The sequence below is a fragment of the Caulobacter sp. HJHS_5 genome (genome assembly GCF_056683955.1).
Genome location: NZ_JBWZNC010000001.1, coordinates 98,709 through 114,932, shown reverse-complemented (window position 1 = coordinate 114,932; position 16,224 = coordinate 98,709). Strand labels below are relative to the sequence as shown.

Here is a 16,224-nt window from a genome sequence, read left to right as displayed (position 1 = left end):
CCGCCGCAGCCGCCCTATATCTGCCTCCGGACAGCAACCGACACCGGTACAGTGGAGCAGGACATGGCCGACGACGCAGCATACGTTCCCCCGAAGGTCTGGACCTGGAACAAGGGTAACGGCGGCCAGTTCGCCAGCATCAACCGGCCCATCGCCGGGCCGACGCACGACAAGGTCCTGCCGGTCGGCAAGCATCCGCTGCAGCTCTATTCCCTGGCCACGCCCAACGGCCAGAAGGTGACGATCCTCCTGGAAGAACTCCTGGCCGCCGGTCACACGGGCGCCGAGTACGATGCCTGGCTGATCCGGATCGGCGAAGGGGACCAGTTCTCCAGCGGCTTCGTCGAGGTGAACCCCAACTCGAAAATCCCCGCCCTGCTCGACACCTCCGGCGACAAGCCGGTCCGCGTCTTCGAAAGCGGCTCGATCCTCACCTACCTCGCGGAGAAGTTCGGAGCCTTCCTGCCGACCGAGCCCGCCCAGCGCGCGGAGGTGTTCAACTGGCTGTTCTGGCAGATGGGCAGCGCGCCGTATCTCGGCGGCGGCTTCGGCCACTTCTACGCCTATGCGCCGTTCAAGATCGAATATGCCATCGACCGCTTCTCGATGGAGACCAAGCGCCAGCTCGATGTGCTCGACCGCCGCCTCGCCGAGAGCGAATACCTCGGCGGCGACGACTACAGCATCGCCGACATCGCCGTCTTCCCCTGGTACGGCGGCCTGGTGAAAGGCTGGCTCTACGGCGACAGCGCCGAATTCCTCTCCGTCCACGAGTACGAGCATGTGAACCGCTGGGCCGACGCCATCGCCGAGCGGCCCGCCGTCAAACGCGGCCGCATGGTCAACCGCAACTTCGGCCCCGAAGCCGAGCAGCTGCACGAACGCCACGACGCCAGCGACTTCGAACTGCGCACCCAGGACAAGCTGAACGCCGACAACCGCTAGGGCTTGGGGGCCGCCCTCACCGCGTCGCCGGTGGGGACAGCTGTCCAAGTCGCGCCGCCGATCTCGCCGCTGATCGGCTGGGCCTTCGCCTTGGCCTCGGCGATCAGCGCCAGCACCTTGTCCGCCGTCGGGCCGTGATCGCCCGGCGGCGCGCCGGCCGCCGCCGCCAGGGCGGCCAGGCTTTTGCGGGTCAGCGTGCCGTGCTGCACGAAGGAGGCGATGCGCTCGCCCCGGATCTTCGCCGTCACCGCCGGCGTCGGCTCGCCGGGATCCAGCGCCCAGACGATCAGCTCGCCCTCGTCGGCCCGCCGCGCCCAGGTCGCGGCGCCGTAGCGCGGCTCCTCGCCCATCAGGTGGGCCTGGCTGGTGACCAGCGCCTGGGTCGAGGCCCCGATCATCGGCTTCTGCGCCGGCGGCGGCGCTTCCTCGGGTTTCGGAGAACAGGCGGCCAGAGCCGTCGCCAGGATAAGTCCGGTCAGTCGACGCATGTGAGCCCCTCCGCGGCGGCACTATCGCCAGCGCCGCCGATGCTGTCATCTGGTTGCAGACCAACAGGAGCGGCCCATGCTCGATGCGGACGCGATCGTCGTCGGCGCCGGCCTGGCCGGCCTCGTCGCCGCGACGGAACTGGCGGACGCCGGCAAGCGCGTCGTCCTCGTTGATCAGGAGCCGCGCCAGAACCTCGGCGGCCAGGCCTTCTGGTCGCTCGGCGGCCTGTTCATCGTCGACAGCCCCGAACAGCGCCGTCTCGGGGTGCGCGACAGCTTCGACCTCGCCTGGTCGGACTGGCAGGCCACCGCCGGCTTCGACCGCGACGAGGACCGCTGGCCGCGCCGCTGGGCCGAGGCCTACGTCGCCTGGGCGGCCGGCGAGAAGCGCAGTTGGCTGCGCCGGATGGGCCACCGCTTCTTCCCCATCGTCGGCTGGGCCGAGCGCGCGGGCAACTCCGTCCCCCGCTTCCACGTCACCTGGGGCACGGGTCCCGGCGTGGTCGAACCGTTCGAGCGCCGGGCGCTGGCCGCGGAGGCCGCCGGCCGGATCACCTTCTGCTTCCGCCACCGCGTCGATCGCCTGACCGTCACGGCCGGCGCGGTCACCGGCGTCGAGGGCGTCGTCCTGGTGGAAAGCCACGCCGAGCGCGGCGAGAGCAGCAGCCGCACGGTGGTCGGCGACTTCGAGTTGCGCGCACCGGCGGTCATCGTCGCCAGCGGCGGCATCGGCGGCGACCAAGACCTCGTACGCCAGAACTGGCCGGCCCGCCTGGGAACGCCGCCGAGGCACATGGTCTCCGGCGTGCCGGCGCACGTCGACGGCCGGATGCTGGGCGTCAGCGAGGCGGCCGGCGCGCAGCTGATCAACCGCGACCGCATGTGGCATTACGTCGAGGGTCTGCAGAACTGGTCGCCGATCTGGCCCAACCACGGAATCCCCATCCTGCCCGGGCCATCGTCCCTGTGGCTCGACGCCCGCGGCGCCCGCCTGCCCGCCCAGCTCTATCCCGGCTATGACACGCTCGGCACGCTGGAGCATATGCGGCGCACCGGCTTCGACCACAGCTGGTTCATCCTCACCCAGAGCATCATCCGCAAGGAGTTCGCCCTCTCCGGTTCCGAGCAGAACCCGGACCTGACCGGCCGCGACTGGGCCTTGACCGCCCGGCGCGCCATCGGCCGCAAGGCCACCGGCCCGGTCGAGGCCTTCAAGGCGCACGGGGCCGACTTCATCGTCAGCGACGATCTCAACGACCTGATCGCCCGGATGAACGCCCTCACTGGCGAAAGCCTGCTGGATCCCGCCGCCGTCCGCCGCGAGGTGGAGGCCCGCGACCGGGAGATGACCAACCCCGGCAGCCGGGACGGCCAGGTGATGGGGGTCCACACCGCCCGCCGCTATCTCGGCGACCGCCTGACGCGGGTCGCTGTTCCGCACCGGTTGCTGGACCCGAAGCACGGTCCGCTGATCGCCGTGCGCCTCAACATCCTCACCCGCAAGACGTTGGGCGGACTGGAGACCGATCTCGACGGCCGGGTGCTCGGCGGCGGTGGCCAGGCCATCCTCGGACTGTTCGCGGCGGGGGAAGCGGCGGGCTTCGGCGGCGGCGGCATGCATGGCTATCGCGCGCTGGAAGGCACCTTCCTCGGCGGCTGCCTGTTCAGCGGCCGCAACGCCGGACGGGCGGCGGCGCGGCAGGTCTGAGGCGCGGCTTGCCGCTGCCCGCTCCCAGACGCTAGAGACCCACCTCTGCTGTGGGGATTTTTGTGCATGTCCGACAAACCCGTGGTCATCGCCGGGGGCGGCATCGGCGGTCTGGCCACCGCGCTGACGCTGCATCAGATCGGCGTGCCCTGCCTCGTGCTGGAAGCGGTGCGCGAGATGCGGCCGCTGGGCGTCGGCATCAACCTGCAGCCCAACGCGGTGCGCGAGCTTTACGACCTCGGCATCGGGGACGACGTGCTGGAGCGAATTGGTCTGCCCGCCCGGGAGTGGGCCCTGGTCGGCCGCAACGGCGCCGACATCTATGCCGAGCCGCGCGGCATGCTGGCGGGCTACCACTGGCCGCAGTACGCCGTGCATCGCGGCCGGCTGCACATGACGCTCTACGACACTGTGGTCGAACGCCTGGGCGCCGAGGCCGTGCGGCTGGGCAGCCGCGCGGTCGGCTACCGGACGACGGCGGACGGCGTGGTGGTCTCGGTGGAGCACGCCGACGGGACCGCGTCGGAGATCGACGCTCGCCTGCTGATTGGGGCCGACGGCATCCACTCGGCGATCCGCGCCCAGATGCATCCCGACCAGCCGCCGATCCACTGGGGCGGCGGCCTGATGTGGCGCGGCGTGACCCGCGCCAGGCCGATCCGCACCGGCGCCTCGTTCGTCGGGCTCGGGGCCCACAACCACCGGATGGTGATCTATCCGATCTCGCCGGCAGATCCGGAGACGGGGCTGGCCCTGATCAACTGGATCGCCGAGATCACCGTGGACGATCCCGACGAGAGCCAGCTGAGCGGCTGGTTCCGCCAGGTTCCGATCACCGAATTCCTGCATCACTTCGCCGACTGGAAATTCGACTGGCTGGACGTGCCGGCCCTGATCGAGGGGGCCGAGGGCGGCGCCTTCGAGAATCCGATGATCGACCGCGACCCGATCCCGACCTGGGTCGACGGCCCGGCAGCCCTGCTCGGCGACGCGGCCCACGCCATGTATCCGACCGGCTCGAACGGCGCGTCGCAGGCCATCGTCGACGCCCGCGTGCTGGGCGCGGCCATGGTCGAACACGGCGTCACGCCCGAGGCGCTGGCCGCCTATGACGCCCGGCTCTGCGGCCCGATCTCGCAGGTGGTGCTGCGCAATCGCGGCGCGGGGCCGTTCGGCCTGCTGAACCTGGTGGACGAGCGCTGCGGCGGGGTGTTCGACGATATCGACGCGGTGATCCCCGCCGAGGAACGCGCGGCGTTCATGGCCAACTACAAGGCGGCGGCGGGCTTCGCGATGGAGGCTTTGAACAACGCGCCGCCGACCATCGCCGAGGGGGCTCGGGCGAAGGGGGTTTAGCCGGACTGCCAGTAGGGCCGGCGGCGGGGACGCTCGGGTGGAAGCTCGCCGGGGAGACCGACGGGATATCCGGGGAGCGCGTCGGGGTCAGGCGGCGGGGTGCGAGGCGGCAATCCCTCCCCTGGGTTCATCCCGACGAAAGTCGAGACCCAGGTGTTTTCTGTTTCGGGATTTGCAGGCGACGCGTGCGTTCGACTTGCTGGCGTCTCGTCTCGAACCGCCGTCTCACTAAAAAAGCCTGGGTCCCGACTTTCGTCGGGATGAACCGAATTTAGGGAGGTCCGCGAAAGCCCCAGGTCGCGGCAGATCTGCTCGACGACCTCCTCGAAGGGCCGGGACAGGATGTCCCCAAGGTCCTCCGCCTCCTTCAGCCGTTCGGTGGCTTCACGGATGCAGCGCTCGTGGGCCTCGCCGCCCTCGGCGTCCTTGTGGATTTCGTCGATGATGCCGGTGAGGGTGGCGGCGATGTCGTCCTTGCGGGCGCGAAGGCGCGGATCTTCCACCTTGGCGGGCGCCGTTGCAGGGGTGGCGTCCCGAGAGGCGAGGTCCGCTTCATAGTCCTCGATCCGGCCGACGCCGCGCAGCTTGTCGATCACCTCGATCTGCAGGGCGAAGGTCAGGCGCACAGCGCGGGAGACCCGGCTGAAGGCCAGGGTGACTGCGACGGGATCGACCGGCTCGGAAGCTTCAGCGACCTGCCCGCGAAGGCTTTCGGCGATCTCAATGCCGATGTCGGCCAGCCGCTCCAGCTTGGCGAGCTGACGCTCCAGCACCGGCCGCGCGAAGTCGGCGGCGGGCGTCTCGTCAGGGCTGGCGGGCGGCGGGGTCACACACCCAGTGAAGCAGGCGGGGGCGTCAGAGGCGGACGTATGGGAAACTCGGAGGAATACGATGTCCGCTACGGGGGGGGGGGGCCGCCCTCCCCTATAACACTCGGAACACATCCAGTTCCACGCCCTCCGGCCAGCGCCGGCCGACGCAGACGAAGACGCTCTCGGCCAGCCAGCGGTGCGGGCCGGGCGGGACCTCGAAGGTGGGGGCGCCGCGGAAGTAGTAGAGCGACGGGTCGACGCGTTCGCCGGCGGCGAGCCGGGCCATGACTTCCGGCGGGCCGCGGCGGACACCGGGATTGATCATCTCGATCACCGCGCCGTCCTCGTGCCGGAGGGTCTGGCGGGCGTAGATGCCGGCGACGCCGTCGCCCACGTGAACCGCCTGCCAGTCGGCGCCGCCGGGCAGGACCACGCCCTTGAAGCGCGGCCCTTCGACCGCGCCGCCGAGGATCGGGATGATCCGCCGCCGCCGCTCCTCCCAGACGCCCTGGTCGATGGGCTTGCCGACCTGGATGGTCAGGCGGAACTCGAATTCCAGGCCGGGCGGAGCGTCGGAAGGGTTTGGGCCGGTCATGGTGGTCCTCGGCGGTGGCGGCGCAGCATGCCGCGATTCACTGGAGGCGCCTTTGTATGCCTCCAAATCTTCCGTCATCGCCGGGTGCGCGCCCCCGCGAGCGGTGTTCATAGGTCGCCGGCACAGGGCCGGCCATGACGGGTTGAAGTGACTGGGGTTTAGAGCGGCGGCCCGAACCAACGGCTCAGCGCCTCGACGAGGCCCGAGACATCCCCCTGCCCGACCCAGGCCACGTGGCCGTCGGGCCGGACCAGAACGGCCTTGGGCGGCGTGACGGGGCCGAGGGCCGGGAGCTCCCAATCTCCCTCATAGGTCGCCTCGACGCGGCGCACCCGATCCATCCAGGGCGTAAGGTCGAAGTCGCCAAGGCCGCCGAGATCGAGCAGCAACGGCCGGGCGTCGCGCAGCAGGGTGAAGGCGCGGACGGGCTCGCCGGCGATGGTGAGATCCAGATCCGGCATGCGCCGCCCCAGCAGCGGATGCCCTTCGCCGAGGTCGTAGCGGATATCGAGGCCGGACATCATGGCGGCGAAGCGGCGGCGCGGTTCGTCCATGCCGAGCAGTTCGGCGAACGTGGCGCGCAGGGCGGTGGTGCGGTCGTCCTCCCGTCGCATGACGACGGAGGCCAGAGTGTTGCGCAGCACCCTGGCCGCCACCGGATGGCGCTCGGCGTGGTAGCTGCCCAGCAGGCTGTCCGGCGAGACCCCCTTGACCACCTGGGCGAGTTTCCAGCCGAGGTTGGCCGCATCCTGGACGCCGGTCTGCAGGCCCTGACCACCGTCCGGCGGATGGACGTGGGCGGCGTCGCCCGCCACCAGCACGCGGCCCTGGCGATAGGTCTCGGCCTGCCGCGCGGCGTCGGTGAAGCGCGAGATCCAGGTCAGGTCGTGGACGCCGAAGTCGGTTCCATAGACCGCGACGAGCGCCGCCTTGAGGTCGGCGAACGTCGGCTCGCCGGTTTGATCCAGGCCCTTCTCGGTGACGAGGATGCCGACCGGGCCGTGATCGGCGTAGACGATCCTGCCGTCGCGGATTTCGTATTCCACGCGGCCCAGCGCATGGGTTCCGAGCGCGTCGCGGCGGATGCCCCACTCCGGCGGCGGGTCGCCGAGATCGGCCTCGGCGATCAGGTTGCTGGTGGTGGCGTCCGAGCCGACGAAGGCGATGCCGGCCGCCTTGCGGACGACGCTGCGCCCGCCGTCGCAGCCGACGAGGTATCGCGCCCGCAGGGTGCGGCCGTCGCTCAGAGCCACGTCGACGCCGTCTTCGTCCTGCGTCAGGTCCGCGACCTCGACGCCGCGATAGAAGGCGACCTTCAGTTCATCGACCCAGCCGGCCAGCAACCGCTCGATGTGATGCTGCCGCAGCCCCAGGCTGTAGGGGAAGCGGGTCGGGAAGTCCGAGAGATCGAACTGGACGCCGGCGAAGCCGACCACCTGCGCCTTCTGCCCCGCCGCGACGAAGCGGTCGGCGACGCCGCGCTGGTCGAGCACCTCCAGGGTGCGCGAATGCAGGCCTCCCGCGCGCGAGCCGGCGACCTTCTGATCCGGCCGGCGCTCGACGACGGCGACATCCACCCCCGCCAGCGCCAGCTCCGCCGCCAGCATCAGGCCCGTCGGCCCGCCGCCCGCGATGACCACGGCGTGATTTTGCATTGCGCGACCCCTTCCACGTTTGAACCAGGATCGCGGTCTCTACAGCCCGACCGGGGGCTTGCGGCAACCGGGGGGCGCCACCACATATAAGTCCGAGAGAGGGAGGCCGGGCTATCCGCCGCCTCTTCACCGCCCCCGACATCGAAGATGAGCTGAGCCGTATTCAGCGATCCGTTGCGCCCCGCTCAATTCCGCCGGGCGCTCAGAAGCCTATTCTGCCGGCTCTCAAGGCGGAGCATTCCCATGACCTATACCCCGGCGGCCAACCGCTACGACGGCGCCATGCCCTATCGGCGCTGCGGCCGCAGCGGCGTGGACCTGCCCGCCATCTCGCTGGGCCTCTGGCAGAACTTCGGCGGGAACGACGTCTACGAGACCGGTCGGGCCATCCTGCGCCGCGCCTTCGACCGGGGCGTCACCCACTTCGATCTGGCCAACAACTATGGCCCGCCGCCCGGCTCCGCCGAGGAGAACTTCGGGCGGGTGATGGGAAGCGATTTCGCGCCCTATCGCGACGAGCTGATCGTCTCCACCAAGGCCGGCTGGGACATGTGGCCCGGCCCCTATGGCGGCATCGGCGGCAGCAAGAAGTACCTGATCGCCAGCCTCGACCAGTCGCTGAAACGCATGGGGCTCGACTACGTCGACATCTTCTATTCGCACCGGGTCGATCCCAGGACGCCGCTGGAGGAGACCATGGGCGCGCTCGCCCAGATCCATCGCCAGGGCAAGGCGCTGTACATCGGCATCTCCAGCTATTCGCCGGAGTTGACGCGCAAGGCGGCCGCCATCCTGGCCGAGGAGCGCGTGCCGCTGTTCATCCACCAGCCCAACTATTCGATGCTGAACCGCTGGATCGAGGACGGCCTGCTGGACGCACTGGACGAGGTGGGCGCCGGCTGCATCGCCTTCTCGCCCCTGGCCCAGGGCCTGCTGACCTCGAAATACCTGAACGGCGTGCCGGAAAACGCCCGCGTCAGGAACGAGACCTCGTTCAAGAGCGGCATGCTCAGCGAGGAGAACCTGACCCGCGTGCGCGCGCTCAACGCCATCGCCGAGCGCCGGGGCCAGAGCCTGGCGCAGATGGCCATCGCCTGGGCGCTGCGCGATCCCCGCGTCACCTCCGCCCTGATCGGCGCCCGGACGGTGGAGCAGCTCGACAACTCGCTCGACGCGGTCAGGAACCTGGTGTTCTCGTCCGAGGAACTGGCCGAGATCGACCGGTACGCCACCGACGGCGGCACCGACCTCTGGCGGGAGTCCGCCAGCTATTGAGGCGGCGTCGCCCCTTCACCAATCGAGAGAGGGAAATCCATCATGCTCAGCAAGGCCGCGATCCGTGCGTGGTTGCATCGGCGAATTTTTCGAGGGCCGGAGGCGAAACTGGCCGGCATGAGGACCTGGGCGCTGCTGAGCCTGACGGCCTATCTGGCGGTTGTCGTGAAGTGGCTGACGACGCTGGAGAAGGTCTATCCGGACACCTTTTGGACGGCCGTCTTCGGACCTGACCCCATTGGGGCCCTTGGGCCGGCGGGCCTGCTGCTGCTGGCCTTCTACGTGGCGGGCGCCTTCGCCTTTGTCGCCGCGACGGTCGGGCTGGCCGCCGCCGGCAAGGTATGGAAGGACCGCCTGCGGCCTCGGCCGGTCGAGGCCTGAGCACGCGCACCCAGCCCGCACTTCCGCTATTGCCCAGCGCGCGCCCCCAGGCTTACACTGAACCACATGGTTCAGTTTTTAACAGCTCGGCTCGACGCCTCTTTCGCCGCCCTTTCGGACGCCACGCGTCGCGGGGTGCTGGAGCAGCTGGGGCGCGGGGACTGTTCGATCAGCGACCTCGCCGAGAGGTTCGACATGACCCTGACGGGCATGAAGAAGCACGTCGGCGTGCTGGAGCAGGCCGGGCTGGTGACCACCGAGAAGGTGGGACGCGTGCGCACCTGCCGGCTGGGCGCGGACGGGCTGGACGACGCGGCGGCCTGGATCGAGGGGCGTCGCCGGCTGTGGACCGAACGGTTTGACGCGCTGGACCATGTGGTCGCGGCCATGAAACGCAAGGAGGAACGCGATGGGCGGGACAATGGGTGACGGACGCACGCAGACGGAGCGGCGGTCCGACCGCGACCTGGTGGTGACGCGCACCTTCGATGCGCCGGTGCGGCTGGTCTATCAGGCCTGGACCAAGGCCGAGCTCTTCCAGCTGTGGTGGGCGCCGAAATCGAGCCCCGTGCCGATGATCGCCTGCGAGATGGATGTGCGGACGGGCGGCGGCTACAGCGTCTCGTTCGGGCATGACATGGCCAACGCCATGACCTTCTTCGGCAAGTACGTCGAGGTGGTCCCCAACGAACGGCTCGTCTGGACCAACGAGGAAGGCGGGCAGGTCACGATGACCACCGTGACCTTCGAGGACGACGACGACGGCCGGACGCGGCTGACGATGCATGACGCATACCCCTCGAAAGAGGCGCTCGACGCCACGATCGCGGGCGCGGAGGACGCGGCGATGGACGACCCGACGTCCGAACAATTCCGCCAGCTCGACGACGTGCTCGCCATGCTGGTCGCCAAGGGCTGAGCTGAATCAAAGGGAGACATGTCCATGAAAGCGATCGTGGTGTCCGACCAGGCCGCGGGGACGGCGGGGATGCGGCTGGTGGAGCGGCCCGAGCCGCAGCCGTCGATCAACGACGTCGTGGTTCGGGTTCACGCCTCGGGGTTCGTCAACACCGAGCTGGGCTGGCCCTCGACCTGGACCGATCGCCTGGGCCGCGACCGAACGCCGTCGGTCCCCGGCCACGAGCTGGCCGGCGTGGTCACCGCCCTCGGCTATGGGACGACGGGGCTGTCGGTCGGGCAGCGGGTGTTCGGCTTGACCGACTGGTCCCGCGACGGGACCCTGGCGGACTATGTGACGGTGGAGGCCCGCAACCTGGCCCCCCTGCCCGGCGACGTCGATTTCACGGTGGGCGCCAGCCTGCCGATCTCGGGCCTGACCGCGTGGCAGGGACTGATCGTGCACGGCCGCCTGCAGGCCGGCCAACGCGTGATCGCGCACGGCGCGGCCGGCGCGGTGGGGTCGATGGTGACGCAGCTGGCGCGTGAACTCGGCGCCTATGTGATCGGCACCGGGCGCGCCCCCGACCGACAGAAGGCGCTCGACTTCGGCGCCAACGACTACATCGATCTCGACAACCAGGCCCTGGAGGACGTCGGCCAGGTCGATCTGGTGTTCGACCTCATCGGCGGCGACATCGGCAGGCGGTCCGCCGCCCTGGTTCGGGACGGGGGAACCCTGGTGTCCATCGTCGGGCCGGCCGAGGCGCGGCCCGTGGGCGGCCGGTCGATCGATTTCGTGGTCGAGGCCGACCGCGCCCAACTGGGCGAGATCGTCCAGCGCGTCCGGGACGGACGCCTGCGGACCAATATCGGCACGGTCGCGCCGCTCGAAGACGCCGTCGCCGCCTTCAACCCGACGAAACGCACGCCGGGCAAGACGATCATTCGCGTGGGCGCTTAGGGCGGCGCGGCGGACCTAGCTTATTCCCACTCGATGGTGCCGGGCGGCTTGGACGTCACGTCGTAGACGACGCGGTTGACGCCGCGCACCTCGTTGATGATCCGCGTGGCGGCCTTGCCGAGGACGTGCCACGGGAACTCGTAGAAGTCGGCGGTCATGCCGTCGGTGGAGGTCACGGCGCGCAGGGCCAGGACGTCCTCGTAGGTGCGGGCGTCGCCCATGACGCCGACAGTCTTCACCGGAAGCAGCACCGAGAAGGCCTGCCAGATCTCGTCGTAGAGGCCGGCCTTGCGGATTTCGTCGAGGTAGATGGCGTCGGCCTGCTGCAGGGTGGCGACCTTCTCCGGCGTGATGGCGCCGGGAATGCGGATGGCCAGGCCCGGGCCGGGGAACGGGTGGCGGCCGACGAAATCCTTGTGCAGGCCGAGCTCGACGCCGAGGGCGCGGACTTCGTCCTTGAACAGCTCGCGCAGGGGCTCGACCAGCTTCAGCTTCATGAAGTCCGGCAGGCCGCCGACGTTGTGGTGGCTCTTGATGACGGCGCTCGGGCCGCCGCGCGCCGAGACGCTCTCGACCACGTCCGGATAGAGGGTGCCCTGGGCGAGGAACTCGGCGCCCTCGACCTTGGCGGCCTCGCGGTCGAACACCTCGATGAACAGGCGGCCGATGGTCTTGCGCTTGGTTTCCGGGTCGCTGACGCCTTCGAGGGCGCCGAGGAAATCCTTCGACGCATCAACGTGCACCAGCGGAATATTGTAGTGATTTCGGAACAGGGAGACGACCTGCTCGCTCTCGCCCAGGCGCATCAGGCCGGTGTCGACGTAGACGCAGGTCAGCTGATCGCCGATCGCCTCGTGGATCAGCACCGCCGCCACCGAACTGTCGACGCCGCCGGAAAGGCCGCAGATCACCCGGCCCTTGCCGACCTGGTTGCGGATCTTCTCGACCATCTCCTGGCGGAAGGCGGCCATGGTCCAGTCGCCGGTGAGGCCGGCGATGTTGTGGGTGAAGTTGCGGTAGATCTGGGCGCCGCGCGGGGTGTGGACCACCTCGGGGTGGAACTGCACGCCGTAGATCTTGCGCGCCTCGTTGGCGATGGCGGCGAACGGCGCGCCCGGCGACGTGGCGATCACCTCGAAGCCCTCGGGGATGGCGGTGACGCGGTCGCCGTGGCTCATCCAGACGGTCTCTTCCGAGCCGATGGGCGCGAGACCGGCGAACAGCGGGCTGTCCTTCTGGATCGTGATTTCGGCGCGGCCGAATTCGCCGTCGTGGCCGCCCTCGACCTTGCCGCCCAGCACGTCGCAGAGGAGTTGTTCGCCATAGCAGATGGCCAGCAGCGGCACGCCGTAGTCGAACAGCTTGCTGCCGATACGGGGACTGTCGGCCTCCAGCACGCTGGCCGGGCCGCCCGAGAGGATGATGGCCTTGGGATCGTAGGCCTCCACCATCGCCTCGGCTTTGTCGAAGGGGTGGATTTCGCAATAGACGCCGCTCTCGCGCAGGCGGCGGGCGATCAGCTGAGTCACCTGACTGCCGAAGTCGACGATCAGGACCTTTTGGTGGGCGGGGGTTTGCATGGCGAGGCTCTAGTTCAGAATCGAGACGCCGTCATCCGGCGCGGACCAGGACGGCGGCGAAGAAGGCGTCGGTGTCGCTCTCGGCGGGCGAAAGCCGCAGCGTTCCAGGAGATTTGGACAGGGGCGCGACAGCGGCGGGCAGGTCGCCGAGCGTGAAATCGGGGTGGGCGGCGAGGAAGGCCTCGACGCGATCCTCGTTCTCCTCGGGCAGCAGCGAGCAGGTGACGTAGACGATGCGGCCGCCGGGGCGGACGAGGCCGGCCGCCTGGGCCAGCACCTGGTCCTGTTCCTTATTGCGGGTGGCGAGGTTGGCGGGGGTCAGCTTCCACTTGGTGTCGGGGTGGCGCCGCCAGGTGCCGGAGCCGGTGCAGGGCGCGTCGACGAAGACGAGGTCGAGGCTGTTTTCCAGCCCCGCCAGCGGGGCCTTGTCGAGCGGGGTGAGGACGGTGAGGTTCGAGACCCCTGCCCGCTCGGCGCGCGGAATGATGTCGACCATGCGGCGCGGGTCGCGGTCGTAGGCGTAGAGTTGGCCGGTGTTGGCCATGGCCGCCGCCAGGGCCAGGGTCTTGCCTCCGCCGCCGGCGCAGAGGTCGAGCACCCTGGCGTCGGTGACGTCGCCAGCGACCGCCGCGGCGATCTGGCTGCCGGCGTCCTGCACCTCGAACCAGCCGCGCACATAGGCCGGATGCGCCTCGACGGGGGCCACGCGCTCGGCGGCGACCGGGGCGTCGATACGCAGGGTGGTCGGCAGGCGGCCCGCCGGGTGAGCGTCGAGGCCGGACAACGCTTCCAAGACCTGCTCAGGGGCGGCTTTCAGGGTGTTGACCCGCAGGTCGACCGGGGCGCGGGTGGTCATGGCGGCGCCTTCGCGGGCGCGCCGATCGCCGAACACCCGCTGCATCGAGGGGTCGAGCCAATCGAGATAGTCGCCGCGCACGGGCTCGGGCGCATCGGCCAGATCGCGCGGATCGCCGAGGCGGCGGCCTTCCGCCGAGGTCAGCTCGCCCGGCCCATGCGGAGCCTCGGCGCAGGCGGCGGCGATGCGGTCCAGCGGCCAGGACCAGGCGTAGCGCAGCACGCCCAGGCAGGCCGCGCGGGCGCTGTCGGCCTCCATGATCCAGGCCAGCGAGCGGCGGCGGCGCAGGGCGTCGAGCACCAGGCCGGCGATCCAGGCCCGGTCGCCCGAGCCGGCGAAGCGGTGCGCGTCGCCCCAGGCCTTCATGGCCAGCTTGGCGGGCTTGCGGCGGGCTTCTATGTCCTCGACGATCTCGATCGCGGCGGCGATCCGCCCTCCGTCCCTCATGCGAGGAAGATGGCGGCGACGACCATGATCGTACCGATCCAGGAGACGGTGAACACCGCGCTGCGCAGGCCGACGATCCCGGCGGCGTAGACGGGCAGGTAGACGGCGCGCCCGACCACGTAGAGCCAGGAGCCCCAGAGGGTCAGCGGCCCCAGCTTGCCGCCGAGGTAGCAGACGATCACCGCCGCCGCGAAGAACGGGAAGGTCTCGCGGAAGTTGGCGAAGGCGCGGTTGACGCGCTGGGCCGCGCCGGTGAGCGGCGCGTTCACCTCGCGGTTGCCCAGGTTCCACTTGCTGCCGCGCTGCGCCGTCACCAGGGCGACGTCGGCCATCCAGTAGACGAACCCGATGACGATGGCCGCGCCGAGCAGGAGAAGTTCGGTGGCCATGTGCATCGCCCCGCCCTCTCCCGTCAGACCGCGCTCGGATAGTTCGGCGCCTCGCGGGTGATCATCACGTCGTGGACGTGGCTTTCACGCAGGCCCGCGCCGGTGATGCGAACGAACTTCGCGCGCTTCTGGAACTCGTCGATGGTCGGCGCGCCGACGTAGCCCATGGCCGCCCGCAGACCGCCGACCAGTTGGTGGATCACCGGCCCGACCGGACCCTTGTACGGGGTCTGGCCCTCGATGCCCTCGGGCACCAGCTTGAAGGTGTCGGTGACTTCCTTCTGGAAGTAGCGGTCGGCCGAGCCGCGGGCCATGGCGCCCACCGAGCCCATGCCGCGATACGACTTGTAGGAGCGGCCCTGGTAGAGGAACACCTCGCCCGGGCTTTCCTCGGTGCCGGCGAACATCGAACCCATCATGGCCACCGAAGCCCCGGCCGCGATGGCCTTGGCGAGGTCGCCCGAATATTTGATGCCGCCATCGGCGATCACCGGCACGCCGCTCTTGCGGGCGGCGCGGACGGCTTCCGAGATGGCGGTCAGCTGCGGCACGCCGACGCCGGCGACGATCCGCGTGGTGCAGATCGAACCCGGGCCGATGCCGACCTTCACCGCGTCGGCGCCCGCATCGATCAGGGCCTGGGCCGCATCGTAGGTGGCGATATTGCCGGCGATGATCTGCACGCGGTTGGCTTCGCGGCGCAGGCGCGAGACGGCGTCGGCGACCGACTTGGAGTGACCGTGGGCGGTGTCGATCACCACCACGTCCACGCCCGCATCGACCAGGGCCATCGAGCGCTCGAAACCGGCGTCGCCGACGGTCGAGGCCGCGCCGACCAACAGGCGGCCCTTCTCGTCCTTGGCGGCCAGGGGATAGGCCTCGGCCTTTTCCATGTCCTTGACGGTGACGAGGCCGACGGCGCGGCCCTCTTCATCGACCACGATCAGGCGTTCGATCTTATGCTTGCGGACCAGATCGCGGGCCTCGGCCTGGCCGACGCCTTCGCGCACGGTGATCAGACCGTCGCGGGTCATCAGGGCCGAAGCGGGGGTGGCCAGGTCGGTCTCGAAGCGCACGTCGCGGCTGGTGAGGATGCCCGCGAGCTTGCCGGTCTCGCGCTCGACCACGGGGAAGCCGCTGATCTTGCGCCGGGCCTTGATCTGCTGGATCTCGCCGAGCGTCGTGTCCGGGTGGATGGTCACCGGATTGATGACCATGCCGCTTTCGTAGCGCTTCACCTCGCGCACCTGATCGGCCTGTTCGTCGACCGTCAGGTTGCGGTGCAGGATGCCCATGCCGCCCGCCTGAGCGAGGGCGATGGCCAGCCGGCTTTCGGTGACCGTATCCATCGCCGCCGAGACCAGCGGGATGTTCAGATTGATTTCGCGCGTAAGCCGAGTGGCCGTCGTCACAGAGGTCGGCATGACCTCCGAGGGACCGGGTTCGAGCAAAACATCGTCGAAGGTGAGCCCTTCGCGAATCTCCATGAGACTCTCCGTTTTGCGGGCGCGGTATCCCGGCAAACGGGGGCGGAGTCAATGCGGCGAGGCGACCTTTTCCCGCCGTCAGCCCCGCGCCAGCACCCAGCGGTGGGAGGTGACACCGAAGGAGCCGCGCACGCGGGGGGTCATGTCCGGCGGCAGGCGGCAGTGGGCCTCGAAGGCGGCGATGACCTCGCGCTCCAGGCGCGGCGTCACCCGGGCCGGCGCGCCGTAGCGGGCGATGGCGATCTGCTGCAGCACCATGGTGCGGTGCGCCTCGCCGCCGAGCTTGGCCAGGGCGGCGACGATCTCGGCCACCTGGACATCGAGCGAGATGACCACCTTGCGGGGCTGGCGCTTCTTCAAACGGGGAAGAGAGCGACCGTCGACCATGC

The 16,224-nt window shown here is 69.8% G+C and carries 17 protein-coding genes; 8 read left to right on the top strand and 9 right to left on the bottom strand.

Annotated features, from left to right (window positions below):
* Positions 1–63: 63 nt before the first annotated feature.
* Positions 64–945, top strand: coding sequence for a glutathione-dependent disulfide-bond oxidoreductase (yghU, locus tag ACFLIT_RS00615; RefSeq protein WP_479909239.1), 882 nt, complete (start codon positions 64–66; stop codon positions 943–945).
* Here yghU and ACFLIT_RS00610 read toward each other — a convergent pair.
* Positions 942–1,433: a hypothetical protein gene (locus ACFLIT_RS00610; RefSeq protein WP_479909238.1), complete on the bottom strand. Its 492-nt coding sequence runs from the start codon at positions 1,431–1,433 to the stop codon at positions 942–944. The two genes, yghU and ACFLIT_RS00610, sit on opposite strands and share 4 nt — an antisense overlap.
* Positions 1,434–1,509: 76 nt before the next feature.
* On the opposite strand from ACFLIT_RS00610, the gene ACFLIT_RS00605 reads away from it, so the two are divergent.
* Together ACFLIT_RS00605 and ACFLIT_RS00600 are read left to right on the top strand one after the other, a co-directional pair.
* Complete coding sequence (locus tag ACFLIT_RS00605; RefSeq protein ID WP_479909237.1) at positions 1,510–3,141, top strand: FAD-binding dehydrogenase; 1,632 nt, start codon at positions 1,510–1,512, stop codon at positions 3,139–3,141.
* Positions 3,142–3,207: 66 nt separating this feature from the next.
* Entirely contained in the window at positions 3,208–4,497 is a 1,290-nt protein-coding gene (locus ACFLIT_RS00600) for a flavin-dependent oxidoreductase (RefSeq protein ID WP_479909236.1), read from the top strand.
* Here the strand turns inward: ACFLIT_RS00600 and ACFLIT_RS00595 are convergent.
* The 3 genes from ACFLIT_RS00595 to ACFLIT_RS00585 all read right to left on the bottom strand — a co-directional run bounded on the left by ACFLIT_RS00595 (position 4,494) and on the right by ACFLIT_RS00585 (position 7,559).
* The gene (locus ACFLIT_RS00595) at positions 4,494–5,327 is read right to left on the bottom strand and encodes a hypothetical protein (RefSeq protein ID WP_479909235.1); all 834 of its coding nucleotides are present in this window, start codon (positions 5,325–5,327) and stop codon (positions 4,494–4,496) included. The two genes, ACFLIT_RS00600 and ACFLIT_RS00595, sit on opposite strands and share 4 nt — an antisense overlap.
* Before the next feature lie 94 nt (positions 5,328–5,421).
* Positions 5,422–5,904 (bottom strand): DUF3237 domain-containing protein, encoded by a 483-nt coding sequence (locus ACFLIT_RS00590; RefSeq protein ID WP_479909234.1) that lies wholly within the window; start codon positions 5,902–5,904, stop codon positions 5,422–5,424.
* 158 nt (positions 5,905–6,062) lie between these two features.
* Positions 6,063–7,559, bottom strand: coding sequence for an FAD-dependent monooxygenase (locus ACFLIT_RS00585; protein ID WP_479909233.1), 1,497 nt, complete (start codon positions 7,557–7,559; stop codon positions 6,063–6,065).
* Between the two features lie 243 nt (positions 7,560–7,802).
* Between ACFLIT_RS00585 and mgrA the strand changes: the two genes are divergently transcribed.
* The 5 genes from mgrA to ACFLIT_RS00560 all read left to right on the top strand — a co-directional run bounded on the left by mgrA (position 7,803) and on the right by ACFLIT_RS00560 (position 11,076).
* On the top strand, positions 7,803–8,834 hold the full coding sequence (mgrA, locus tag ACFLIT_RS00580; protein WP_479909232.1) for an L-glyceraldehyde 3-phosphate reductase: 1,032 nt from the start codon (positions 7,803–7,805) through the stop codon (positions 8,832–8,834).
* A 117-nt stretch (positions 8,835–8,951) separates the two neighbouring features.
* A complete protein-coding gene (locus ACFLIT_RS00575; RefSeq protein ID WP_479909231.1) occupies positions 8,952–9,215 on the top strand; it encodes a hypothetical protein in 264 nt (87 codons plus the stop codon).
* A gap of 66 nt (positions 9,216–9,281) precedes the next feature.
* Positions 9,282–9,644, top strand: a complete 363-nt coding sequence (locus ACFLIT_RS00570; protein WP_479909230.1) for an ArsR/SmtB family transcription factor — start codon at positions 9,282–9,284, stop codon at positions 9,642–9,644.
* Positions 9,637–10,134: an SRPBCC domain-containing protein gene (locus tag ACFLIT_RS00565; RefSeq protein ID WP_479909229.1), complete on the top strand. Its 498-nt coding sequence runs from the start codon at positions 9,637–9,639 to the stop codon at positions 10,132–10,134. Before ACFLIT_RS00570 ends, ACFLIT_RS00565 begins: the two co-directional genes overlap by 8 nt.
* Positions 10,135–10,158: 24 nt before the next feature.
* Positions 10,159–11,076 carry an NADP-dependent oxidoreductase gene (locus tag ACFLIT_RS00560; RefSeq protein ID WP_479909228.1) on the top strand — a complete coding sequence of 306 codons (918 nt, stop codon included), beginning with the start codon at positions 10,159–10,161 and terminating at the stop codon, positions 11,074–11,076.
* A 20-nt stretch (positions 11,077–11,096) separates the two neighbouring features.
* Here the strand turns inward: ACFLIT_RS00560 and guaA are convergent, their stop codons facing one another.
* The 5 genes from guaA to ACFLIT_RS00535 form a co-directional block, all read right to left on the bottom strand.
* On the bottom strand, positions 11,097–12,656 hold the full coding sequence (gene guaA, locus ACFLIT_RS00555; protein ID WP_479909227.1) for a glutamine-hydrolyzing GMP synthase: 1,560 nt from the start codon (positions 12,654–12,656) through the stop codon (positions 11,097–11,099).
* Positions 12,657–12,687: 31 nt separating this feature from the next.
* Positions 12,688–13,959: an RsmB/NOP family class I SAM-dependent RNA methyltransferase gene (locus ACFLIT_RS00550; protein ID WP_479909226.1), complete on the bottom strand. Its 1,272-nt coding sequence runs from the start codon at positions 13,957–13,959 to the stop codon at positions 12,688–12,690.
* Positions 13,956–14,348 (bottom strand): MAPEG family protein, encoded by a 393-nt coding sequence (locus tag ACFLIT_RS00545; RefSeq protein ID WP_479909225.1) that lies wholly within the window; start codon positions 14,346–14,348, stop codon positions 13,956–13,958. Before ACFLIT_RS00545 ends, ACFLIT_RS00550 begins: the two co-directional genes overlap by 4 nt.
* Before the next feature lie 23 nt (positions 14,349–14,371).
* Positions 14,372–15,835: an IMP dehydrogenase gene (guaB, locus tag ACFLIT_RS00540; RefSeq protein WP_479909224.1), complete on the bottom strand. Its 1,464-nt coding sequence runs from the start codon at positions 15,833–15,835 to the stop codon at positions 14,372–14,374.
* A gap of 78 nt (positions 15,836–15,913) precedes the next feature.
* The gene (locus ACFLIT_RS00535; RefSeq protein ID WP_479909223.1) at positions 15,914–16,222 is read right to left on the bottom strand and encodes a hypothetical protein; all 309 of its coding nucleotides are present in this window, start codon (positions 16,220–16,222) and stop codon (positions 15,914–15,916) included.
* Between the last annotated feature and the right edge of the window lie 2 nt (positions 16,223–16,224).